The sequence below is a fragment of the Lentzea albida genome (assembly GCF_900111005.1).
Classification (GTDB): domain Bacteria; phylum Actinomycetota; class Actinomycetes; order Mycobacteriales; family Pseudonocardiaceae; genus Lentzea; species Lentzea albida.
Genome location: NZ_FOFV01000011.1, coordinates 250,337 through 272,561 on the forward strand (window position 1 = coordinate 250,337; position 22,225 = coordinate 272,561).

The window sequence follows — 22,225 nt, forward strand, 5'->3', positions numbered from 1 at the left end:
GGCCGGGCGCGCCGACCCGCCTCAGCCGGCGTCGAGCACCAGCAGGTCCAGGTGGTCGACCACCGGACCGGTCTCCACCGACGCCGCCGCCACCAACCGCTCCCGGCCCGCTTCGAACTCCTGCACCGACAGCGACCGCAGCAGCGTGTCCGCCTCCCGCCGCACCGTCGACGCCTTGTCCGCCAGCGACGGCGCCGTCACCTGACCCACCGGCTCGAGCCGCGCCACGGCGAACCCCAGCCCGTCCGCCACCTCGGCCACCGTCGGGAACCCGGACATCCCGCGCACGGCCTCCGGGAAGAACCGGAACAACCCGATCCCGTCGTGCCGCTCGCGGAACAACGACCGCAACACCACCACACCACCCGGCCGCAGCACGCGCCGCAGCTCACGCCCGGCCGCGGGCAGGTCCCGCACGTGGTGGACCACCGTCGACATCCACACCACGTCCACCGACGCGTCCGGCAGCGGAATCGCCGCGGCGTCCCCGGTCAGCATCGGCATCCCCGACGCCGCACGCATGTCCGCGGATGGCTCCACCGCCACCACGGACACCTCCGGGAACCACTGCGCGAACGCCCGCACGAACAACCCCGTTCCCGCGCCCAGGTCCAGCACCACGCGTCCCGGCCGCAGGTACGGCTCCACCGCCTCCCGCCACGCCGCCAACCCCTCGAACGAAATCTCGCGGGCCACCCGGTACGCGGAGGCCTCCACTGCGTCGTAGCGCGTCATCCCACCAGCCAACCCCATACGAATGGCGGGCTGACAGTGAGCCTTCACACGGACTAAACATTGCGGAGCCATGACCCTGCATGTGGTACGAAAGGGTTGCCCTGCATGCGAAAGAGCCATCTCAGACCCCTGATCGGGGTCACCGTCGCCGCGAGCGTCGTGTTCGCCATGGGAGGCGTGCCCACCGGCGCGGCACCCGGCGCCGAGGAGTCGTCGACGAACTACCAGGTCAGCAACGTTCGCACCGCTGAACAGCGCTCCAAGCTCGCCAAGTCCGGTGCCGCCATCGACTCGGTCGAGGAGCACGGCATCGTCGTGATCACCGCGACCGGCCGCGAGGCGAAGAACCTGCGCGCACAGGGCTTCGAGGTCACCGAACTGCCCAAGCGGATGGAGGCGAACTCGGCCGTCGGCCCGTTCGACTTCCCCGCCGCGGACTCGAACTACCACAACTACGCCGAGATGACGACGGCGATCAACAACGCCGTCGCGGCGTACCCGAACCTGATCAGCAAGCAGGTCATCGGCAAGTCCTACGAGAACCGAGACATCGTCGCCCTCAAGATCAGCGACAACGTCGGCGTCGACGAGAACGAGCCGGAGGTGCTGTTCACGCACCACCAGCACGCCCGTGAGCACCTGACCGTCGAGATGGCGCTGTACCTGATCAACCAGTTCACGACCCAGTACGCGACCGACGCGCGCATCAAGGGCCTCGTGGACACCCGCGAGATCTGGATCATCCCGGACGTCAACCCCGACGGCGGCGAGTACGACATCGCGACCGGCAGCTACCGGTCGTGGCGCAAGAACCGGCAGCCCAACGCCGGTTCCAGCAACGTCGGCACCGACCTCAACCGCAACTGGGGCTACAAGTGGGGCTGCTGCGGCGGTTCCAGCGGCAGCACCGGGTCGGACACCTACCGCGGGCCGAGCGCGGAGTCCGCGCCCGAGGTGAAGGTCGTGGCCGACTTCGTGCGCGGCCGCAACGTCGGCGGCAAGCAGCAGATCACCGCGTCCATCGACTTCCACACCTACAGCGAGCTCATCCTGTGGCCGTGGGGCTGGACCTACGACGACGTCGCGCCCGGCCTGACCCAGGACCAGCGCGACACGTTCGCCACCATCGGCCAGTCCATGGCGCAGACCAACGGCTACACGCCCGAGCAGTCCAGCGACCTCTACATCACCGACGGGTCGATCCCGGACTGGCTGTGGGGCACGCAGGGCATCTTCGCCTACACCTTCGAGATGTACCCCGGCAGCGCCGGCGGTGGGGGTTTCTACCCGCCCGACGAGGTGATCCCGGCGCAGACCTCCCGCAACAAGGAGGCCGTGCTGCAGCTGCTCGACCGCGCCGACTGCCCGTACGAGGCCATCGGCAAGGAAGGCCAGTACTGCGGCACCACGCCGCCGCCCACCGGCAAGTACTTCGAGAACGCCGCGGACTTCCAGATCCGCGACAACACCACGATCAACTCCCCGATCGCGGTGACCGAGGTGACCGGCAACGCCCCGTCGACCCTCAAGGTCGCCGTGGACATCAAGCACACCTACCAGGGCGACCTGAAGGTGGACCTGATCGCCCCGGACGGCACCGTCTACGTCCTGCACAACCGCTCCGGCGGCGGCACGGACAACATCAACACCACCTACACCGTCAACGCCTCCAGCGAGGTCGCCAACGGCACCTGGCAGCTGAGGGTCAACGACAACGCCAACCAGGACACCGGGTTCCTCGACAAGTGGAGCCTGCAGTTCTGACCTGAGGGTTCAGGGCGCCGGTACGCCGGCGCCCTGAACGCCGTAGTCGCGCACCCGCATCGAGTCGTGCATCCGCACGCCCCGCGAGTTCAGCCTGGCCAGCGGCCGCGCCAGCCACGACGGCAACGCCGTGAGCAGCTGCGCGCCTCGCGTCAGCCCCCACACTCCCGCCCGCGAGGCCGGGATCAGCGTCTTCGCCACCCCGAGCGCGAACGCCCTGCTGCGGTGCACGATGTCGCGCATCTCGTGCTCGTAGCGCGCGAACGCCGCCTCGTGATCGGCTCCCGCGCCCAGCTCACCGGCCAGCACGTACGCGCCCAGCACCGCGAGGCTCGTGCTGCCGCCGATCGCCGGCCCGGGGCAGTACCCGGCGTCGCCGACCAGCGCCACCCGCCCGCGTGACCAGGTGTCCTCCCGCAGCTGCGTGATCGAGTCGAAGTAGAACGCCCGCCCGGAGTCCAGGTGCGACAACCACCTGTCCACCTGCGGGTGCAGCCCCGCGAACGCCTCCCGCAGCAGCTCCTTCTGCCGCGGCACGTCCCGGTGGTGGTAGGCGAGCTCCGGGGAGCGGAACAGGAACACCGCCCGTGCGTCGTCCAGGTGCCGCGCCCCGTACACCGCCGCACTGCGCCCCGGCCCGATGTGCCCGGTCATCGCTCCCGGCACCCCCAGCTCCCGCGGCACGGACAACACGGCCAGATACGCCCCCACGAACGTCTTCGCGACCTCGCCGAACACCAGCCGCCGCACCGTCGAGTGCAGCCCGTCCGCCCCGACGACCAGGTCGAACCGCCGTGGCGCGCCGCTGTCGAACGTCACGTCGCCGTCGTCGCCGATGGAGGCGATCGAGTCGCCGAACACGTACTCGACGTCCGCGCGGGTGGCGTCGTAGTAGATCTCGCTCAGGTCGTCGCGCATCACCTCGACGTGCCGGTCCGACGCGGCGGCGAACAGCTTCGTCACATCCGCGCCGATCGGCCTGCGCGTGCCCTCGCGCACGAACGCCAGCCGGGTGGTCCCGGTCGCCAGCGCCTCGATCCGCGGCAGCACGCCCATGCGTTCGGAGATGTCCATCGCCGGCTTGAACAGGTCCACCGCGTGCCCACCGGTCTTGCGCAGCACCGGCGACCGTTCCACCACCGTCACCTCGTGCCCGTTGCGCACGAGCCAGTAGGCGAGCACCGGACCGGCGATGCTGGCTCCGGAAACGAGTATCCGCACGTCACGCCTCCTTACTTAACGGTCGGTAAGCCAGAGTGTCCGACTCTAGCACCGCGACTTACCGACCGTTAAGTAAGATTCGGCGCGTGGCCAAGTCCGACACCAAGCAACGCATCCTGCAGACGGCACGTGAGCTGTTCGCGACCAAGGGCGTGCAGCAGACCAGCCTGCAGGAGATCGCCGACCGCCTCGGCATCACCAAACCCGCGCTCTACTACCACTTCGCCTCACGCGAGGAGCTCGTCCGCAGCATCGTCACCCCGCTGCTCGACGACGGCGAGGGTTTCCTCGCGCGCATGGAGGCCAGAGCCGAGGTGCCGGTGACCGAGCTGGTCGAGGGGTTCTTCGACTTTCACCACCGCCACCGCAAGGACATGATGCTGCTGCTCACCGAGCTGACCACGCTCGCGGAGCTCGGCCTCATCGACGTCGTGCTGTCCTGGCGCGCCCGCCTCACCCTGCTCGTGTACGGGCCGGAGGCGACGCTGGAGCAGCAGGCCCGCGCCGTGCTCGCGTTCGGCGGCATGCAGGACTGCACCATGCAGTTCCCCGACGCCCCCGTGGACGAGCTGCGCGCGGCGACCGTGACGGCGGCACGCGCGGCCCTCGGACTCTGAGGGCGGTGCCAAAAGCCGCCGTTCGGTCGCTGTCGGTCCGCGCCACAAAGGACGAACATCACGCGGTGCTCCCGTTCGGGAGCGCTACCAGGCCGCCCTAGGATTCAGCCACACCCACGCGTTTCGCCGATCAGCCGAGAACGGACTCTCGAATCCGCCCTCGGCCGCTCCGGCCGCGGGGTAGGGTCCGCACACCGATTACCGCCGGGAGAGACATGCGTGCCGTCGAGATCAGACCTGGGGTCCGGATCCGCTGGGTCGAGGTGCCGGGCGCCACGCCGGCCCGCGTCTACCTGCACGGTCTGGGCGCCTCGTCCGCTCCCTACTACGCCGAGGCGGTCGCGCACCCGCTGCTCGCGGGCCGCCGCAGCCTGATGGTCGACCTGCTCGGCTTCGGCATCAGCGACAGGCCCAGCGGCTTCGCCTACTCCCTCGAAGGCCACGCCGACGCCCTCGCCGTGTCACTGGCGAAGATCGGGCTGCGCCGCAGCGAGATCATCGGTCACAGCATGGGCGGCGCCGTCGCCATCGTGCTCGCCGCGCGCCACCCCGAGATGGTGCGCTCGCTCGTGCTCGTCGACCCGACCATCGACCCCACCACCCCGTCGCTCGGCGCGCCCGGCAGCCGGGGCATCGCCGCCTACAGCGAGGCCGACTTCCTCAGCCACGGCTTCGACCGCGTCCTGCGCGACGTCGGTCCCCACTGGGCCGCCACAATGCGCATGGCCGGCCGCGAGGCCCTGCACCGCAGCGCCGTCGACCTCGTGCGCGGCACCTCGCCCACGATGCGCAAGCTGTTGCTGGAACTGGAGATCCCGCGCGTCTACCTCTACCCGGAGGACGCACCGCCCAGCGGCGGCCGCGAGCTCGCCGGCGCCGGTGTCCAGCTCGTGTCCGTGCCGAACACCGGCCACAACATCATGATCGACAACGTCGACGGCTTCGCGCGCGCCGTCGCCCAGCAGCGCCTGTCGGTCTAACCCAGCTCCCGCTCGACCGCGCCGGTCAGGAGTTCCCGCGCACGCCGCAAGGTGAGCGAGCCGCTGTGCCAGCGCTCGCTCAGACCCTCGACCAACGCCGTGAGCCGCTCGGCCACCGCCGCGGCGTCCACGTCCGGATCCACCTGGCGCACCAGCGTTTCGACGTCGGAGTTCCACGCCTCGGTGGTCGTGCGCAACGTCTCGCGCAGCTCGGGGTGGAACGCCGCGCTGGCCCGCAGCTCACCCCACGCGATGCTGGTCTCCCGCACGACGTCGACGTCCTGCAGCTCCGCCAGCAGCATCTGCTCGACCCGCACGCGCGGATCGGCGGAGGTCACCTCGTCGGTGTAGGTCTGCGCGCGGTGGTTCACGTGTTCCAGCGCGGCCCGCAGGATCCCGGCGCGGTCCTTGAAGTGGTAGTAGATCAACGCCGTGGACACCCCGGCCTCCGCGGCGAGCTTCTCGACGCGCAACCCGCGCACGCCGTCCTGCGCGATCACGCGCACCGCGGCCTCGAGCATCTGGGTCCTGCGCTGCGACACCGGCTCCCTCACTTCGGTTCCTGCTGCGTCGTGCAGTGGATCCCGCCCCCACCCGACGCGATCCCGTCGATGTTGATCTGCACCACCGCACGTCCGGGGAACAACCGCTCGAGCGTCGCCTTCGCCGCGGCGTCGGTGCGCCGATCACCGAACTCCGGCCCGACCACCGCCCCGTTGCACACGTAGAAGTTGATGTACCCGGCCGCGAAGTCGTCGTCGCGCACCCGCACCGCGTCCGGCCCCTCCAGCACCTCGACCCGCAACGGCCGCCCGGCCGCGTCGGTGGCGCCCCGCAAGATCTCCAGGTGGCGGCGCGTCACCTCGTAGTCGAACGACTCGGGGTCGTTGTCCAGCCCCGCCACCACCACACCGGGCCCGGCGAAGCGCGCGTAGAAGTCGGTGTGGCCGTCGGTGATGTCACGCCCGGCGATGCCCGGCAGCCAGATCACCTTCCTGATCCCGAGCAGATGCGCGAGCTCCTCCTCGACGTCGCTCTTCTTCCAGCCGGGGTTGCGGTTGGAGTGGAGCAAGCAGCTCTCGGTGATGATCGCCGTGCCCTGACCGTCGACCTCCAGCGCACCACCCTCCAGCACGAGGTCCGTGCGCACCCGCTCCGCGCCGGCCCTCCCGGCGACGAACCCGGCGACCTTCGCGTCGCGGCGGTGCTCCTGCTTGCCACCCCAGCCGTTGAAGTTGAAGTCGACCGCGCCGCCGCCGCGCACGAACACCGGCCCGGTGTCACGCATCCACAGGTCGTCGAGCTCCGCGGTGACCAGCTCGACCCCCGGCATCAACGACCGCGCGAGCTCCAGGTCCTCGGCACGCACGAGCATCGAGACGGGCTCGAACCGGGCGATCGTGGTCGCGATCGCCGCCTGGTCGCGCCGCACCTGCGGCAACAGGTCACGGCCCCAGATCCGCTCATCGGCCGCGAACGCCATCCAGGTCCGCCGGTGCGGCTCACCCTCCTCGGGCATCACCCAGGACCGGGCCGCACTCGTGGTGCCGGACGTGCAACCGGCGAACAGGCCGCCGATGGCGGTGGCCGCCGACTGGACGAAGTTGCGCCTGTTCATACTCCGCACCGTAATCCTGACTGAAATTTCAGTCAAACCGAAACCGCTGGCAGGAGCCCTGGAGCACTCGGTGGTGAGGTCAGCGACGCCGAGCGGGCCGCGACAGCCAGTGCGCGGGACGCGACAGCGCGGCCGGCAGCTTCGTGCGGGCGTCGCCCCGCGCGGCGTTGACCTGGGGCTGGGTCAGGAACAGGCACGTGCCGAGGTCCGCACCCGACAGGTCGGCTCCCCGCAGGTCGGCGCCGATCATGTCCGCACGGGACAGATCCGCGTTCGCCAGGTCGGCACCGATCAGGTACGCGCCGCGGAAGTCCGCGGCGGTGAGGTTCTTGTTGCGCAGCCGGGCACCGATGAGGTCGGCGCCCCGGTAGGACTTCGCGCTGGTCCGCAGCCGTTCGCTGGTGCGCAGCAGCAGGACGTTCACCTTCGCGCGGATCTCCGCGACGTCGAGCGCCAGGACGTCCTCGGGCGCGGCGACGGTGTGCTGCTCGACCTCGGTGTACGCCTCGGCCAGGTCGTCGTGCGGGTCGAGGCGCTGCGCTTCGGCCAGGTACCACAGCAGTTCGTGCAGCTGCCTGACCAGCGGGAACACCGCGAACATCTGCTGCCGCCCGGCGGTGCGCCAGTCGACGCCGGCGAAGGTCGTCTGGGAGACCTTCTGACCCGCGCCGAAGCAGTCGTAGACCGTGCAGCCCGCATAGCCCTTCGATCGCAACGAGTCGTGGATGCCGCAGCGGTGGTCGGCCAGCAGATTCCGGCAGGGCGTGCCCGCGTCCTTGGTCGCGGCGAAGTCGGCCGACTTGGCGAACGGCAGTGCGACGCAGCACAACCCGAAGCAGTTGGCGCAGTCGCCCTTCAACTCGTCCATCGCCGCTCAGCCTACTGGGTCGCCGCTGAGCAGCCGGACCTCCGCGGTGACGGCCACCGCGCCGGCCGGGCGGGTGCCCCGGTCGCGGTAGCGGAACAGCAGCCGCCGGATCGACGCGCTGATCTCCGCCATCTCCTGCGGCGTGACGTGGACGAGCGCGCTGAACGACTCGTCCGCCGCCGGCTCGTCGTCGCTCTCCCAGCGCAGCTGCCACGGACGCGCCTTGCCGCCCTGGTGCGGCGCCTCCTCGATCAACCCCAGCTCCGCGAGTTTGCGCAGGTGGAACGAACACAGCCCGGAGCTCCCGCCCAGCCGAGCGGCGGCCTGGGTGGAGGTCAGCGTGCCGTGTTCGGCCAGCAGGTCCAGCAGCGCGAGGCGTACCGGGTGGTCGGGGAGCGGCCGTCGGGACATGGGCACCACCCTACCGATTGCTTTGCAAACGCTGCTACTTTGCAAAGCATGTCCGACCGAGGCACACCGCGCCGCATCACCGTCGTGGGCGAAGAGATCCTGACCCGCCGCTGCCGCGAGGCCACCGAGTTCGGCACGCCCGAGCTCTCCCGGCTGATCGACGACATGTTCGCCACCAACCACGTGGCCGAGGGCGCCGCCATCGCCGCCAACCAGGTGGGCGTCGACCTGCAGCTGTTCGTGTGGGACATGACCGACGAGTGGGGCACCCACCACGTCGGCCACATCCTCAACCCCGTCCTCGACGACCTGCCCTCCGGGCAGCGCACACTCCTCGAGGAACCGGAGGGCTGCCTGTCGGTGCCGGGCCCGTACCGCGTCGTCGCGCGACCTGACCGCGCCGTCGTGCGCGGTGTCGACCAGCACGGCGACCCGGTCGTCGTCGAGGGCAGAGGCTACTTCGCCCGCTGCCTGCAACACGAGACCGACCACCTGCACGGACGCCTCTACCTCGACCGGCTCACCCAGCGCGAACGCAAGTCCGCGCTCCGGGAGATGGCCGCCTCTCAGGACGAGGTCTTCGCCCGCCGTGCCGCCCGCAGCTCGTCGGCTGCCTCGTCCAGCTGACGTTCCGCGCGCTCGGCCCGGGTCAACGTCTGAGCGCGCGCGTCCTCCACCACGGCCAACGTCTGCCGCACCGCCGCGACCTGCTCCGCACCCTCCTGCCGGACCTGCGCCAGCCGTGCCTCGAACTCACCACGCGTCCGCTCCAGCTCGGCCCGCGCGTCCGCGGCCGCCTGCTCGGCGCGTTCGGCCCGCACCACGGCCTGGTCACGTGCCTTCGCGGCCCGGCTCACCGTCTCGGCTGACTCCGCGCGCGCCTTCTCGACCTGCGCCGCCGCCTCACCGCGAGCCTGCCCGGCCGACTGTTCCGCGGCCAGCACCGCCGCCTCGGCCCGGTCCGTCACGGCCCGCGCCTCCGCACGCACCCGCTCGACCTCCGCCTGGGCCTCAGCACGAGCCTGCTCGACCTCGCTCCGGGCTTCGGCACGAGCCTGCTCGATCTCCTTCGCCGCCTGCCGGCGGGCCTGTTCCGCGTGCTTGACCGCGTCGGCTTTCGCCTGCTCCGCCTCGGCCCGGATCTCCTCGACCACCGCGGCCGCCTGCACCCTGACCTCGGCGATCTCCGCCTCAGCCCGTTCGGCGGCGGCCCGCGCGGCCTCCCGCGCCTCGTCCCGCTCGCTGATGGCGGTGTCCACGGCGTCGTCCGCTTCCTCCGCCGCACGCACCGCCTGCTCCGTCGTCTCCTCAGCGACCTTGCGCGCCTGCTCCGCGTCGTGCCGACGGCGCTCGGCGGAAGCCAGTTCCGCCTGGGCCTCCGCGACCCGGCGGGCGGCCTGGGCCTCGGCGGCCTGGATCTGGCTCTCGGCGACGCTCGGGTCGGCCATGGCGTTCAGCTCGCCGACCGCCCTCCCGAGCGTCTGCGTCATCTGCTCCGACAGCACCCGGAAGCGGTCGAGGAGCTCTTCAGCCCTGATCTTGGCGGTACCGGAGACCCTCGGGAGATTCGTCACGGTGACGACCTCCAGATTTTGCTCGGCGGTTTCCGCCAGCCGTTGCCGCTCTCTCCACGCCCGCCACCGCGTGTGCTCCGGCAGATCGCAGTACTCCGAGGGCCTGCCAGGCCCGCCACCTCGGAAAACGGGGCGTTCACAGCCGGGGAAGTTGCAGCTCGTCTCCACACGGATATCGTAGCAGAATTACGTGTGCACTAACGTTATGCAACGCAACGCTACTCAATCGGGCACGAAAAAGCTGGCCGCCGATAAGTGAACATTATCGGCGGCCAGACTCGGCGCCCACGGATCGCAGAGTGGCGAGGACCAGAGCCTGGGTGACGGTGACGACCTCGCTCAGAAGAACCTGCTCCTGAGGACCGTGGGCCAGCCGGACGTCACCGGGCCCGTACTGGAGGGTGGGGATCCCCGCCCCCGCGTACAACCGGAGGTCACTGCCGTAGGGAGCCCCCTGCTCGCCAGGACGCGTGCCCCCGGTGACGTCGGCATGCGCCTGCCCCACCAGATCCGCGAGTGGATGCCCCACCGGTAACCGGCCGCTCGCGAACTGGCCACCGGGCCACGTCACGACGGCGGGGTGGGCCCGCAGCCACGGATCCGCCGCGCAGGCCTCGGCGACGCACGCCTCCAGGTCCGCCCGAGCCGTGGACGGGTCCTCCCCCAGCGCCACGCCCAGCCGCCCTTCGGCCACCAGCAGGTCCGGCACGCTGCTGGCCCAGTCACCTGCGGACACGGTGCCGACCGACAGCGGGTACGGCACGGGGTAGGCGGACAGGAGTGCGTCGGCGCCGGCGTTGCGGCGGGCCTCCAGCCGGGCGAGCGCGGCGTGGATCGGCAGGTAGGCGTCGATGGCGCTGACCCCGGCGTACCGGGTGCTGCCGTGCGTGGCCTTGCCGGGGACCTCGATGCGGAACGTGAGCGCGCCGGCGTTGGCGACCATGAGTGCGCCGCTGGTCGGTTCGGTGATGATGCAGGCGTCACCGGTGTGGCCGCGCTGCAGCGTGCCGAACGCCCCGAGGCCTCCGTCCTCCTCGCTGACGACGAAGTGCACCGCCACCTGACCCCGCAACCTGACCTCGGCCGCGCGGATCGCGGCCATCGCGGCGAGGATCGCCACCACGCCGGCCTTCATGTCGCAGGCGCCCCGGCCGTGCACGACGTCCCCGGCCACCCGCGGCCGGAACGGGTCGCCGTGCCATTGCGCCAGGTCACCGGGCGGGACGACGTCGACGTGGCCCTGCAGGACCAGCGTCGGCCCGTCGCTCTGGCGGGTGCCGCCGACCACGCCCCACGCCTCCGTGCGCGGTGCTTCGCCGCCGGGGAAGTCCTCCTGCGCGCGGAGGTGGTCGAGGTCCATCGACCACAGGTCGACGTCGAGGTCCAGTCGCTCCAGGTTCCCGGCCAGCACGTGCTGCAGTTCGGACTCCGCGGCGCTGCCCGTCACGCTCGGAATCTCGAGAAGGTCCATCAGAAGCCGGCCGGCAGCCGCCTCGTCCACCGCGGCCAGCGCCGCGGCCTCGACATCGTTGATCGTCACGAGGCGGAGACTAGGGTCGCCTGACCTGCGCGAACAATCGTCAGGAACCGCTTCCAACCCTGAATTCTTTGCAAAGATCAGGCCGTCGCGACGAATATTTGCGGATGGACTCCATCGACGAGGCGATCATCCAGTGCGTGCTGCGCGACGCCCGGGCCACCTACGCCGAGATCGGCAAGGCGGCGGGGTTGTCGCCGTCGGCGGCCAAGCGACGGCTCGACCGGCTCGTCGCCGCGGGAGCGATCCGCGGTTTCAGCGCGGTGGTGGATCCGCAGGCGATGGCGTGGCACACCGAGGCGTTCGTGGAGATCTACTGCAAGGGCAACCCGACGCCTGCCCAGCTCACGAAGGCGCTCGAGGACATTCCCGAGGTCATCGAGGCGTGCACCGTCTCCGGCGCCGCCGACGCCATGCTCTACATGCTCGCCAAGGACATCCCACACCTGGAACAGGCCATCCAGCGAGTGCGCTCGACCGCCCCGGTGGACCGCACCGAGAGCGCGATCGTGCTGTCACGGTTGCTGACCCGGCCCCGCCTGTAGACCGTGTCGGCCGAGCCGCAGGTTCGCCTGGTCGGCGGCCGCCGTCATCCGCGCCAGGAACGTCGCCACGGCGGTGAGCTCGTCCGGCGGCGTCGTGCGCAGGACGGTCGCGATCTCGGTGCCGGCGAGCCCGAGGAACTGCCGGGCCCGGTCACGTGCGGCCGCAGTGGGCCGGAGGGTGACGCGGCGGCGGTCGGTGTTCTCCCTGCTGCGGTGGACGTGTCCTGCGGCTTCGAGCCGGTTGAGCAGGATCGTGGTCGCGCCGGTGGTCATGCCGAGCTGCCGGGCGAGCTGTGCCGGGGACAGCGGGGTGCCCGCCTCGGCCGCCCAGATGATCTGGCCCAGGGCGTTGGCGTCGGTGCCCGGCAGCCGCATCCAGGCGGCGAGGTGCTGGTTGAGCTCACCGAAGTCGACGACCCAGTCGCGCAGCCGGTGCATCACCTCGACCTGCGCCGACGTCCACTGCGCGGTCAACGGGTCGTCTGTCATGCAGGTGCCTTTGCTCCAAAGTAGCTTTGTGGCAAAGCTACCACTGATGGGGAGTTGCAGATGGCTGCACGACACGCGGTGATCTCCGGTGCGAGCATCGCCGGCCTCTCGGCCGCGTTCTGGCTGCGGCGCACGGGCTGGGACGTGACCGTGCTCGAACGCGCCGCGGCCTTCCGCGACGGCGGGCAGAACGTCGACGTCCGCGGCGTGGCACGGGAGGTCCTCGAACGGATGGGGCTGACCGGGGCGGTGAAAGCGCAGAACACCACCGAGACCGGCACGGTGTTCGTCGACGAGCGCGGCGAGGTGCTCGCGGAACTGCCCTCCGCCGGCCCGGACGGCGCCACCGCCGAGCTCGAGGTGCTGCGCGGCGATTTCGCCCGCGTGGTCCTGGAACACCTGCCGGAGGGAGTCGAGATCACCTACGGCGACACGATCTCCGAGGTGTCCGACGACGCCGACGCGGTCACCGTCACGACCGCCTCGGGCCGCGTCCTGACCGCCGACCTGCTGGTGGTCGCCGAGGGAGTCCGGTCCGCCACGCGCGACCGGCTCTTCGGCGACCAGGTCGACCGCCGCGACCTCGGCATCACCATGGTCTTCGGCACGATCCCGCGCACGGCCTCCGACGACAGCCGGTGGCGCTGGCACACCACCACCGGGGGACGGCAGATCCACCTCCGCCCCGACCACCACGGCACCACCCGCGCGATGCTGGCCTGCACCAGTGAGGCGGACGTCGCCCGGCTCGACCGCGCGGACGCCCTGGCCTGGTTCCGGCAGCGCTACGCCGGCACGGGGTGGGAGACCCGCCGCGTCCTCGACGGGTTCGAGACCTCCGACGACGTCTACGTCGACCAGCTCACCCAGATCCGCATGCCGGTGTGGCACCGCGGGCGGGTGTGCCTCGCCGGGGACGCCGGCTGGTGCGTGACGCCGATGGGCGGGGGCGGCGCCTCGCTCGCGCTGGTCAGCGGGTACGTGCTGGCGGCGTGCCTGTCGTCGGCGGACCGGTTGGAGGACGGGCTCGTGGCCTACGAGGAGTGGATGCGGCCGTTGGTGGACGACGTGCAGAACTTCCCGGGCTGGCTCGTGCGGTTCGCCTACCCGCAGACCCGGACCGGACTGGCCCTGCGCCGCGTCGCCGACAAGATCGTCACCTCCCGCCTGCTGTCGCCGCTGACGGCGAAGCTCACGCAGGTGGCGGCCACGACCAAGCCTCTTCCGCCCATCGCGGCGCGGCCGCACGTGTGATCACTATCGTCGGGGCGTGACCCTGGAACCCACGCCGATTCACGTGTCCGACGAGGTCCTCGACGACCTGCGCGCTCGTCTGGCGGTGACCCGCCCACCGCTGGACGAGGGCAACGAGGACTGGTCCTACGGCGTCCCGGCGAGTTACCTCGGAGAGCTGGTCGCCTACTGGCGCGACGGCTTCGACTGGCGCAGGGCGGAGGCGGCGATCAACGCCTACGAGCACTACGAGGTGACCGTCGCGGGCGTCCCGGTCCACTTCATGCGCAACCCCGGCCGCGGCCGCGACCCGGTCCCGCTGATCCTCACGCACGGCTGGCCGTGGACGTTCTGGCACTGGTCGAAGGTGGTCGACCCGCTCGCCGACGACTTCGACGTGATCGTGCCGTCGCTGCCCGGCTTCGGCTTCCCCGGCCCGCTCACCGGCTTCCCGGACGTGAACTTCTGGAAGGTCGCGGATCTCTGGCACACCCTCATGACCGAGACGCTGGGCCACGAGAAGTACGCCGCGGCAGGCTGCGACATCGGCGGCATCGTCACCAGCCAGCTCGGCCACAAGTACGCGGACTCCCTGTACGGCATCCACATCGGCTCCGGCCTGCCGCTCGACTTCTTCACCGGTGACCGCGCCTGGGACCTCACCCGAGGCCGCGCGCTCCCCGAAGACCCGGACCTGCGCGCCCGCGCGATCGAGCTCGACCACCGCTTCGCCACGCACCTGAACGTGCACGTGCTCGACGGCGCCACCCTCGCGCACGGTCTCAGCGACTCCCCCGCCGGTCTGCTCGCCTGGCTGCTGGAGCGCTGGAACGCGTGGAGCGACGGCGACCTCGAGTCCGTCTTCACCAGGGACGACCTGCTCACGCACGCGACGATCTACTGGGCGACCAACTCCATCGGCACGTCCCTGCGCTACTACGCCAACGCCAACCGCTACCCGTGGACCCCCGCCCACGACCGCGTCCCGGTCGTGGAGGCGCCGGTCGGGCTCACGTTCGTCACCTACGAGAACCCGCCCGGCGTCCACACCGCCTCACAGCGCGTCGAGGCGTTCAAGTCCGGACCGATGGCCGGCTACTTCAACCACGTCAACGTCAACGCCCACGAGCGTGGTGGTCACTTCATCCCGTGGGAGAACCCCGAGGCGTGGGTGAGCGACCTGCGCCGCACGTTCAGTCGATCAGCAGGTCCTCGATGGTGATGGGGATGTGCCGGACGCGGATGCCGGTGGCGTTGTAGACCGCGTTGGCGACGGCCGCCGCCATCCCGACGATGCCGACCTCGCCGACGCCCTTGGCGCCGAGGGCGTTGTGCAGGGTGTCCGGGTGGTGCACGAACTCGACGTCGACGTTCGGGATGTCGGCGTTGACCGGCACCAGGTAGCCCGCGAAGTCCCCGTTGGCGAGCCGCCCGCTCTCCTCGAACTCCAGGGCCTCGTGCAGGGCCGCCGAGACGCCCCAGATCATGCCGCCGGCGATCTGGCCGCGGGCCGTCTTCTCGTTGATGATCCGGCCCGCGTCGAACACGCCGAGCATCCGCGTCACCCGCGCCTCGCGGGTCCACCGGTGCACCCTGACCTCGCAGAACTGGGCGCCGAACGAGCCGAAGGAGTGCTTGGTGACCTCCTCGCCCGGTGCGGAGGTCCCCGTGGCGGTCAGCGACTCGCGGCCCAGCGCGTGCAGGAGTTCACCGAACGGCATCGTGCGGCCACCGCCCACCACCGCGCCGCCCTCGTAGGACGCCTCGACGCCCTCGAACGGTGCGCCCGGCGCCGTGGCCAGGCCCAGCAGGTCGTCGATCACCTGCGCGGCCGCGACCATGACCGCGGTACCCGCGCTCGCCGTGCCGGTCGAGCCGGCCGAGAACCCGCCCGCCGGGTAGGTGGAGTGGCCGAGCCGGGGCGTGACGCGGTCGGTCGCGATGTCCAGGGACTCGCCGCTCACCTGCGCGAGCACCGTCAGCAGACCGGTCCCCGGGTCGGCACCGCTCGTGGAGACCACCGCGGTGCCGTCGGCGCGCAGCGTGAGCTCGACCGAGGCCGGGAAGCGTCCCGCGGGGAACAGCGCGCTGGCCGTGCCCATCCCGACGAGCCAGTCGCCGTCGGTCCGCCCGCCCGGGGTGCGTTCGCTCCAGCCGAACCGGTCGGCGCCGATGCGGAAGCACTCGTCGAGGTGCTTGCTCGACCACTGCAGGTCCTTGCCGATCGGTGCCGTCGAGGCGTTGCGCAGGCGCAGCTCGATCGGGTCCACGTCCAGGGCGACCGCGAGTTCGTCCATCGCGCTCTCCAGGGCGAACGACCCCGGTGCCTCGCCGGGCGCCCGCATGAACGTCGTCGGCGGCAGGTTCAGCGGCACGATCTTCTGGCTCAGCGACAGGTTCGGTGTCGTGTAGTACTGCCCCGAGGTGCCCTGCCCGGTCGGCTCGACGAACGAGCGGTCCATCGCGGTGCTGCACCACGAGTCGTGCCGCACGGCGATCAGGATGCCGTTCTTGTCGGCGCCGAGGGTGAGCTTCTGGACGGTCGAGGCGCGGCCCGCGGTGGCGGTGAAGACCTGTTCCCTGGTCAGTGCCGCCTTGACCGGACGCCCGAGCGCCCTGGACGCGGCCGCGGCGAGGAACGCGGGCGCGGACGTGCGCCCCTTGCCGCCGAAGGCACCGCCGACGAACGGGTTCACCGCGCGGACCCGGTCCCCGTCGACGGCCAGCGCGCCGGCCAATTCGTCGGCCTGGAGGTTCGACGCCTGGTTGCCGCTGTACACGGTCAGGACGCCGTTCTCCCACGTGGCGATCGCGGAGTGCGGTTCCATCGCGGCGTGGTTCTGCGGCGCGGTGCTGTAGGTGGCCTCGACGACGACCGGGCTCGCCGCGATCGCGTCCTCGATGGAGGCGACGCCGTCCGCGAGCAGCTCCAGCGCCGACTGCGAACCGAACCGCGACGGGGGCGGGTCCTCGGCGGTGGCCATCCCCTCGGACATCGACGTCACGGCCGGAAGCACCTCGTAGGTGGCGTCGACGAGCATCGCCGCGTCGCGGGCCTGCTCGAAGGTCTCCGCGATCACGACACCGATCGGCTGGCCGTAGTAGGCGACCTCGCGGTCCTGCAGGGGAACCCATGTCTCCCCTAAGAACGTGCTCGGTTTGTGCAGCACCAGCGGGTCGAACGGGGTGTAGACGGCGATCACGCCAGGGGCGTTCTTCGCACTCGTGACGTCCATGGCCTCGATCCGGCCGTGGGCGATCGTGCTGAGCACCAGGTAGCCGTAGGTCATGTCGGGGAACCAGTGGTCGGCCCCGTACCGCGCCTGGCCGGTGACCTTGAGCGGCGCGTCCACGCGGGCGGTCATCGGAGTTCCCCCTCGGTGAGTTCCAACAGGGCGCGGATGATGGTCCGCTTGAGCAGCGAGCCCTTGAAAGCGTTGTGGGCCAGCGGCTTGACGCCCTCGGTCGCCTCGGCCGCCGCGTCTTCGAACGAGGCGAGGGTGACCGGCTTGCCCCGCAGCGCCTCCTCGACGGCGCGCAGTCGCCACGGCACGGTGGCGACGCCACCCGCCGCCACGCGGGCGTCGGTGATCTGCCCGTCCTGGACGTCGAGGGCGACCGCGGCCGAGCACAGTGCGAACTCGTAGGACTGGCGGTCGCGGACCTTGACGTAGGTGGAGCGGCTCGCCCAGTCGAGGCGCGGGACGCGCACCTCGGTGATCAGCTCACCGGGACGCAGGTCGTTCTCGACCTCGGGGGTCTCACCGGGCAGGCGGTAGAAGTCGGCCAGCGCGACGACGCGTTCCCCGTCCTCGCTGACCAGCGTGATCTCGGCGTCGAGCGCCACGAGGGCGACGGCGACGTCACTGGCGTGGGTCGCCACGCAGTGCTCGCTGGTGCCGAGGACGGCGTGCATGCGGTTCGCGCCGGTGATCGCCGGGCAGCCGCTGCCGGGGTCGCGCCTGTTGCACGGCATGGCCACGTCGCGGAAGTAGGTGCAGCGGGTGCGCTGCAACAGGTTCCCGCCGATGCTGGCCATGTTGCGCAGTTGCTGCGAGGCGCTCAGCAGCAGGGCGCGGGAGACCACCGGGTACACGCCGGGGTGCGCGGCGATGTCGGCCATCCGTTCGAGCGCGCCGAAGCGCAGCCCGTCCGAGGTGTCGATGCCGCGCAACGGGAGGCCGTTGATGTCCAGGACCTGCTGGGGCGTCAGGACGTCCAGCTTCATCAGGTCGACGAGCGTGGTGCCGCCCGCGAGGAACGTGCCCCGCGTCGCGAGGGCGTCGTCGACGGTCGTGGGCGCCGTGAGCTCAAACTGCCGCATTCGCGCTCACCGCCTTGGCCTGCTCGACCGCGGCGACGATGTTCGGGTAGGCCGAGCACCGGCACAGGTTGCCGGACATGAACTCCCGGACGTCGCCGACGTCGTCGCGCACCGCGGCCACCGCCGACAGGATCTGCCCTGACGTGCAGAAACCGCACTGCAGCGCGTCCTGGTCGACGAAGGCCTGCTGCACCGGGTGCAGTCCGTCCCCGGTCGCCAGTCCCTCGACGGTGGTGACGGGTTGCCGTACGGTCGCGGCCAGGGTGAGGCACGAGAGCACGGGGCGGCCGCCGACGTGCACCGTGCAGGCACCGCACTGCCCGCGGTCACAGCCCTTCTTGGTGCCGGTCAGGCCGAGGCGTTCGCGCAGCGCGTCCTGCAGCGTGACGCCAGGATCGACGGCCAGCTGTTCGGTCCTGCCGTTGACTTCGAGAAAGATGTCCACCGGATCTCTCTTCGTCGCGGTCCGAAACGGATAGTCATCCGCTTCCTTTTTCGAAGGTAGCGGATGAGAATCCGCTGTGCACCGACGTGCTGTCTCAACACGCGACGAGGGGAGGGAGGGATGACGGGATCGGTCAGCCCTCGCAGGGCGGACACCAGGCGCAACCACGAGCGGATCCTCGCGGTCGCGACGGAGTCGCTCCTGAGTTCCGCGGAGCTGTCTTTCAACACGATCGCGAAGAAGGCCGAAGTCGGGGTCGGCACGGTCTACCGCCACTTCCCGACCCCGGAGGCGCTCATCCTGGCGGTCTACGAGCGCGAGTTCAGGCACATGGTCGACGTGGTGCCCCGCCTGCTCGCCGAGCACCCGCCGCAGGAGGCGTTCCGGCGCTGGACCAGCGAGTACCTGGCGCACTACATGATGACCAAGCGCGGCCTGGCCGACGCCATGACGGTCGCGACGAAGTCCCCCGCGAAGCTGCCGGCGAACGCGTACGAGGCCCTGGTCGAGGCGGTGTCGGTCCTGGTCGCCGCGAACGTCGCCGCCGGAACCGTGCGCAGCGACCTCGACCCGCAGACGGTCCTGCGCGCGCTGGGAGGGCTGTTCTACCTCAGCCCCGCCGAGTCCTGGCGGGAGCAGACGGCGGACCTGGTGGACCTGCTGTGGCGCGGCATGCGCAAGGACTAGCGACCCGGCTCAGCGCGTGACGGGGAAGTCGAAGTAGGTGTCGGGGAACGGCTCGTCGTTCAGCGTGAAGTGCCACCACTCCTCGGGCAGGTTGCGGAACCCGGCCTGCGCCATCGCCGCCTTGAGCAACTGGCGGTGCGCCTTCGCCTGCCCGGTCACGCGCGGGTCGTCGGTGTGCGAGAGCGTGTCGAAGCAGTCGTAGCCGGTCGCCATGTCGACGGTGTTGTCGGGGAACCGGTGCGGCGCGGCGCAGTCCACCAGCCGCTCCCCCGGCACGTACGGCCGCTGGTACCGGGGCGGCAGCTCGACGATCGTCAGGTCGAGCGTCGACCCGCGGCTGTGACCGGACTTCTCGGCGATGTAGCCGTCCTCGAACAACCTGGTCTTGTCGACGCGCGGGTAGAACTCGGGCTTCATCCGCTGGTCGCCGAGGTCGCGCGCCCACCGCACGAAGTGGTCGACGGCGCGCTGCGGGCGGTAGCAGTCGTAGACCTTGAGCGTGTACCCCTGCCGGAGCACATGGCGCTGCACGGTTCGCAACGCCTTCGCGGCCTGCCTGGTCAGGATGCACAGGGGCGCGCGGTAGCCGTCGACGCGGGTGCCGACGAAGTTGTGCGCGGTGTAGTAGCGGATGTCGTGCCGGATGGTGGGGTCGACGTCGCTCAGCACCACGAACCCGCTGGTGGCGTGGGCGGGCGCGGCGACCGCGGCGGTCAGGAGCAGGGAGAGCAGCAGGGCTCGCATGGAGCTCATCCAAGCAGCCTTCGCGGGATCTCAGTGCCGCCGAGCAGACCGCAGGAGCCGATCCGCCAGCGCCGCCACGAGGTCGCGGAGCTCGTCCGGCCGCTCCACCGCGAACGGCAGGTCCAGCGACGCGAGCACACCCGGCAGCCAGTCGAGCCGTTCCGCCCTCAGTTCGACGCGGCACCAGCCCTTCGGGAGAGGTTCCACGACCGCCACGCTCGCGGGCAGACGGGTGCGGATCTGCTCGACGGTCCCCTCGATCCGCACCGTCACCTCGTGCCGGTACGGGGCGGTGGCGAGGCCGGTCAGCAGCTGCTCGGCCGGATCGAACGACTCCGGCGGCTCGAACGTGCCCGGCACGGTCCTGGCCGAGGCGATCCGGTCCAGCCGGAACGTGCGCTGCTCGCCGATCGACGGGTCTGCACCCACCACGTACCAGCGGCCCGCGTGCGTGACCAGGCCGTAGGGGTGCACTGTGCGTTCGCGGGAGGCATACCTGATCGACACCGGCCTGTGGTGCGTCACCGCGTCGGCCAGAGCGAGGAGCACCGCGGCGTCCGGTACGCCCGTCGAAGCCGGTGACGTGGACGCGAGCGAACCGAGCAGGGCGTCGAGCCTGCGGGCGAATCGTGCCGGTAGCACCCGGCGGATCTTCGCGGCCGCGGTTTCGCTCGCCGTGCCCGTCATGGGGGTCAGCCCGACGAGCACGGCGAGGGCCTCGTCGTCGCTCAGCATCAGCGGCGGTATGCGGTAGCCGGGTGCGAGGCGGTAGCCGCCGTAGCGTCCGCGCACCGACTCGACCGGGACGTCGAGGTCGAGCAGGTGGTCGACGTAGCGTCGCACGGTGCGTTCGTCGACCTCGAGCCGTTGGGCGAGTTCGGCCACCGTGCGGACGCCTCCGGATTGGAGGAGCTCCAACAGGGAGAGCACGCGGGCGATGGGCCGGGTCATGTTCCTGATTCTGCTGCAAATACCGGGCGGGTTCTGTCCGGTATTGCTCCTAGCGTGCCTGGCATGAACTTCGCATCGATCCGCATCATCACCGCCGACGTCGCCCGCCTCGCCGGCTTCTACGAACGTGCCACCGGGACGGCGGCGACCTGGGCCAACGACGACTTCGCCGAGCTGAAGGGCCCCGCGGTGACCCTCGCGATCGGCAGCACCCGCACCGTCGCCCTCTTCGCCGCCGGATCGGCCGAACCGGCCGCGAACCGCAGCGTCATCATCGAGTTCGAGGTCGACGACGTGGAGGGCGTGCACGAGAAGCTGACGGGCGTCGAGGTCGTCCAGGAACCCACGACGATGCCGTGGGGCAACCGGTCGCTGCTGGTCCGCGACCCCGACGGCAACCTCGTCAACTTCTTCAGGCGGGCCACGACCGCAGCAGCGAGCCCAGCGCGTCCAACGTCCTGAGCCACGACGCCTCGACCCCGCGCGGGTGGCTGTGGAACGCCCCCGCGCGCTCGAGCGAGACGTACCCGTGGAACGTGCTGTGCAGCAGCCGGACGGCGTCGGTCTGCTCCGGTTCCCCCAGGTCGTAGCCCCCGCCCGAACGGCCGCCGATCGCCTCGGCCACGCGGTCCGCGAACTCCGCCGCCGCCCGCGTGAGGCGGTCGGCCGTGAGCCCCGCACGTGCCATCCGTCACCCTTCCTAGGCACCTTAATGATTTGCCTAAGACCTATAGGCAAGCCTAGCGTCGAAGGCATGAAGCCACTGACCGAACAGGACATCCGCGCGTCCTTCGTCAACTCCACCAAGGGCGAGGCGAAGCGCATGCACGTGCCCAAGGACCTGGGCGAACGGCGCTGGGACGACCTGGACTTCCTGGGCTGGACCGACCCCGCCGCACCCGACCGCTCGTACCTGGTGACCGAGCTGGACGGCAGGCTCGTCGGCATCGCGCTGCGCAGGGCGGCCCAGGCCGGGCGGGCGCGCAAGACGATGTGCTCGTGGTGCCTCACCACGCACTCCGGTGACGGCGTGTCGTTGATGAGCGCGCGCAAGGCCGGCAAGTCCGGGCAACTGGGCAACACGGTCGGCGTCTACGTGTGCGCCGACCTGGCGTGCTCGCTCTACCTGCGCGGCAAGAAGAGCGCGGGCCCCGGCGCGCGGTTCAAGGAAGCGATCACGCTCGACGAGCAGGTCGAGCGGATGAACGCCGGGATCAACGCGTTCCTCGAACGCGTGAACTCGTAGGCGCCGGAGTTCCCGGTGTCAGAGTTCCCGGTGTCAGAGTTCGAGGACCAGCTCGGCCGTGCACGCACGGGCGCAGGGCCACGGGTCGCCGCACTCGGTGCAGCCGGTCGTCGCGGGCAGGTGCGTGTCGAGCACCTGGACCGCCCTGGTCCGGTAGCGCTCCAGGTCGGACTCCCAGTTGTGGCGGGAGGCCGCGGTCGCACTCGTCATGGTCATCAGTCCTCGGCTCTGAGGTG

26 protein-coding genes are annotated in these 22,225 nt (G+C 70.9%); 10 read left to right on the forward strand and 16 right to left on the reverse strand.

Translation table 11 applies throughout. From position 1 onward, the window contains the following. Positions 1 to 21: 21 nt before the first annotated feature. Positions 22 to 735, reverse strand: a complete 714-nt coding sequence (locus BMY74_RS26630; RefSeq protein WP_089920740.1) for a class I SAM-dependent methyltransferase — start codon at positions 733 to 735, stop codon at positions 22 to 24. A gap of 105 nt (positions 736 to 840) precedes the next feature. Between BMY74_RS26630 and BMY74_RS26635 the strand changes: the two genes are divergently transcribed. After that, on the forward strand, positions 841 to 2,499 hold the full coding sequence (locus BMY74_RS26635; RefSeq protein ID WP_089920742.1) for a M14 family metallopeptidase: 1,659 nt from the start codon (positions 841 to 843) through the stop codon (positions 2,497 to 2,499). A 9-nt stretch (positions 2,500 to 2,508) separates the two neighbouring features. Here the strand turns inward: BMY74_RS26635 and BMY74_RS26640 are convergent, their stop codons facing one another. Further along, the gene (locus tag BMY74_RS26640; protein WP_089920744.1) at positions 2,509 to 3,720 is read right to left on the reverse strand and encodes an FAD-dependent monooxygenase; all 1,212 of its coding nucleotides are present in this window, start codon (positions 3,718 to 3,720) and stop codon (positions 2,509 to 2,511) included. 86 nt (positions 3,721 to 3,806) lie between these two features. Here BMY74_RS26640 and BMY74_RS26645 point away from each other — a divergent pair, with 86 nt between their 5' ends. Both BMY74_RS26645 and BMY74_RS26650 read left to right on the forward strand, forming a co-directional pair. Further along, a complete protein-coding gene (locus BMY74_RS26645; protein ID WP_089920746.1) occupies positions 3,807 to 4,337 on the forward strand; it encodes a TetR/AcrR family transcriptional regulator in 531 nt (176 codons plus the stop codon). Positions 4,338 to 4,552: 215 nt separating this feature from the next. After that, positions 4,553 to 5,317: an alpha/beta fold hydrolase gene (locus BMY74_RS26650; protein ID WP_089920748.1), complete on the forward strand. Its 765-nt coding sequence runs from the start codon at positions 4,553 to 4,555 to the stop codon at positions 5,315 to 5,317. Here BMY74_RS26650 and BMY74_RS26655 read toward each other — a convergent pair. The 4 genes from BMY74_RS26655 to BMY74_RS26670 all read right to left on the reverse strand — a co-directional run bounded on the left by BMY74_RS26655 (position 5,314) and on the right by BMY74_RS26670 (position 8,214). Further along, positions 5,314 to 5,871, reverse strand: a complete 558-nt coding sequence (locus BMY74_RS26655; protein ID WP_245786377.1) for a TetR/AcrR family transcriptional regulator — start codon at positions 5,869 to 5,871, stop codon at positions 5,314 to 5,316. The genes BMY74_RS26650 and BMY74_RS26655 overlap by 4 nt on opposite strands. Beyond that, positions 5,868 to 6,935 (reverse strand): agmatine deiminase family protein, encoded by a 1,068-nt coding sequence (locus BMY74_RS26660; RefSeq protein WP_089920750.1) that lies wholly within the window; start codon positions 6,933 to 6,935, stop codon positions 5,868 to 5,870. Before BMY74_RS26660 ends, BMY74_RS26655 begins: the two co-directional genes overlap by 4 nt. A 79-nt stretch (positions 6,936 to 7,014) precedes the next feature. Continuing rightward, positions 7,015 to 7,803, reverse strand: a complete 789-nt coding sequence (locus tag BMY74_RS26665; RefSeq protein ID WP_089920752.1) for a pentapeptide repeat-containing protein — start codon at positions 7,801 to 7,803, stop codon at positions 7,015 to 7,017. 6 nt (positions 7,804 to 7,809) lie between these two features. Then, complete coding sequence (locus BMY74_RS26670; protein WP_089920754.1) at positions 7,810 to 8,214, reverse strand: winged helix-turn-helix domain-containing protein; 405 nt, start codon at positions 8,212 to 8,214, stop codon at positions 7,810 to 7,812. Between the two features lie 48 nt (positions 8,215 to 8,262). Between BMY74_RS26670 and def the strand changes: the two genes are divergently transcribed. Continuing rightward, positions 8,263 to 8,841, forward strand: a complete 579-nt coding sequence (gene def / locus BMY74_RS26675; protein ID WP_089920756.1) for a peptide deformylase — start codon at positions 8,263 to 8,265, stop codon at positions 8,839 to 8,841. Here the strand turns inward: def and BMY74_RS45225 are convergent. Next, positions 8,781 to 9,788, reverse strand: coding sequence for a hypothetical protein (locus BMY74_RS45225; protein ID WP_177229929.1), 1,008 nt, complete (start codon positions 9,786 to 9,788; stop codon positions 8,781 to 8,783). The genes def and BMY74_RS45225 overlap by 61 nt on opposite strands. Before the next feature lie 262 nt (positions 9,789 to 10,050). Continuing rightward, positions 10,051 to 11,328 carry an ArgE/DapE family deacylase gene (locus BMY74_RS26685; RefSeq protein WP_218159754.1) on the reverse strand — a complete coding sequence of 426 codons (1,278 nt, stop codon included), beginning with the start codon at positions 11,326 to 11,328 and terminating at the stop codon, positions 10,051 to 10,053. 104 nt (positions 11,329 to 11,432) lie between these two features. Between BMY74_RS26685 and BMY74_RS26690 the strand changes: the two genes are divergently transcribed. Beyond that, the gene (locus tag BMY74_RS26690; protein WP_089920759.1) at positions 11,433 to 11,870 is read left to right on the forward strand and encodes an Lrp/AsnC family transcriptional regulator; all 438 of its coding nucleotides are present in this window, start codon (positions 11,433 to 11,435) and stop codon (positions 11,868 to 11,870) included. Here BMY74_RS26690 and BMY74_RS26695 read toward each other — a convergent pair. Continuing rightward, a complete protein-coding gene (locus BMY74_RS26695) occupies positions 11,841 to 12,359 on the reverse strand; it encodes a MarR family winged helix-turn-helix transcriptional regulator (RefSeq protein ID WP_089920761.1) in 519 nt (172 codons plus the stop codon). The genes BMY74_RS26690 and BMY74_RS26695 overlap by 30 nt on opposite strands. A gap of 60 nt (positions 12,360 to 12,419) precedes the next feature. Between BMY74_RS26695 and BMY74_RS26700 the strand changes: the two genes are divergently transcribed. After that, complete coding sequence (locus BMY74_RS26700; protein WP_089920763.1) at positions 12,420 to 13,613, forward strand: FAD-dependent monooxygenase; 1,194 nt, start codon at positions 12,420 to 12,422, stop codon at positions 13,611 to 13,613. A gap of 16 nt (positions 13,614 to 13,629) precedes the next feature. Next, on the forward strand, positions 13,630 to 14,814 hold the full coding sequence (locus tag BMY74_RS26705; RefSeq protein WP_089920765.1) for an epoxide hydrolase family protein: 1,185 nt from the start codon (positions 13,630 to 13,632) through the stop codon (positions 14,812 to 14,814). Here BMY74_RS26705 and BMY74_RS26710 read toward each other — a convergent pair. Genes BMY74_RS26710 through BMY74_RS26720 form a run of 3 tightly spaced genes read right to left on the reverse strand, consistent with a single transcriptional unit; the run spans position 14,786 to position 18,361 of the window. Next, positions 14,786 to 16,957, reverse strand: a complete 2,172-nt coding sequence (locus tag BMY74_RS26710; protein ID WP_089920767.1) for a xanthine dehydrogenase family protein molybdopterin-binding subunit — start codon at positions 16,955 to 16,957, stop codon at positions 14,786 to 14,788. The genes BMY74_RS26705 and BMY74_RS26710 overlap by 29 nt on opposite strands. Further along, on the reverse strand, positions 16,954 to 17,916 hold the full coding sequence (locus BMY74_RS26715; protein ID WP_089920769.1) for an FAD binding domain-containing protein: 963 nt from the start codon (positions 17,914 to 17,916) through the stop codon (positions 16,954 to 16,956). Before BMY74_RS26715 ends, BMY74_RS26710 begins: the two co-directional genes overlap by 4 nt. Beyond that, positions 17,903 to 18,361, reverse strand: a complete 459-nt coding sequence (locus BMY74_RS26720; RefSeq protein WP_089920771.1) for a (2Fe-2S)-binding protein — start codon at positions 18,359 to 18,361, stop codon at positions 17,903 to 17,905. The genes BMY74_RS26715 and BMY74_RS26720 overlap by 14 nt, the downstream gene beginning before the upstream one ends. A 120-nt stretch (positions 18,362 to 18,481) precedes the next feature. On the opposite strand from BMY74_RS26720, the gene BMY74_RS26725 reads away from it, so the two are divergent. After that, on the forward strand, positions 18,482 to 19,048 hold the full coding sequence (locus BMY74_RS26725) for a TetR/AcrR family transcriptional regulator (protein ID WP_089920773.1): 567 nt from the start codon (positions 18,482 to 18,484) through the stop codon (positions 19,046 to 19,048). 9 nt (positions 19,049 to 19,057) lie between these two features. Here BMY74_RS26725 and BMY74_RS26730 read toward each other — a convergent pair whose 3' ends face one another. Beyond that, positions 19,058 to 19,801 carry a M15 family metallopeptidase gene (locus tag BMY74_RS26730; RefSeq protein WP_089920775.1) on the reverse strand — a complete coding sequence of 248 codons (744 nt, stop codon included), beginning with the start codon at positions 19,799 to 19,801 and terminating at the stop codon, positions 19,058 to 19,060. A gap of 21 nt (positions 19,802 to 19,822) precedes the next feature. Beyond that, positions 19,823 to 20,743, reverse strand: coding sequence for a helix-turn-helix transcriptional regulator (locus BMY74_RS26735; protein ID WP_089920777.1), 921 nt, complete (start codon positions 20,741 to 20,743; stop codon positions 19,823 to 19,825). 63 nt (positions 20,744 to 20,806) lie between these two features. On the opposite strand from BMY74_RS26735, the gene BMY74_RS26740 reads away from it, so the two are divergent. Beyond that, complete coding sequence (locus BMY74_RS26740) at positions 20,807 to 21,205, forward strand: VOC family protein (RefSeq protein ID WP_089920779.1); 399 nt, start codon at positions 20,807 to 20,809, stop codon at positions 21,203 to 21,205. Here the strand turns inward: BMY74_RS26740 and BMY74_RS26745 are convergent. Then, positions 21,156 to 21,431, reverse strand: a complete 276-nt coding sequence (locus tag BMY74_RS26745; RefSeq protein WP_089920781.1) for a TetR-like C-terminal domain-containing protein — start codon at positions 21,429 to 21,431, stop codon at positions 21,156 to 21,158. The genes BMY74_RS26740 and BMY74_RS26745 overlap by 50 nt on opposite strands. Before the next feature lie 66 nt (positions 21,432 to 21,497). Here BMY74_RS26745 and BMY74_RS26750 point away from each other — a divergent pair, with 66 nt between their 5' ends. After that, positions 21,498 to 21,989 (forward strand): FBP domain-containing protein, encoded by a 492-nt coding sequence (locus tag BMY74_RS26750; RefSeq protein WP_089920783.1) that lies wholly within the window; start codon positions 21,498 to 21,500, stop codon positions 21,987 to 21,989. Between the two features lie 33 nt (positions 21,990 to 22,022). On the opposite strand, the gene BMY74_RS45230 is transcribed toward BMY74_RS26750, so the two are convergent. Then, positions 22,023 to 22,199, reverse strand: a complete 177-nt coding sequence (locus BMY74_RS45230; protein ID WP_177229930.1) for a hypothetical protein — start codon at positions 22,197 to 22,199, stop codon at positions 22,023 to 22,025. Positions 22,200 to 22,225: the final 26 nt, after the last annotated feature.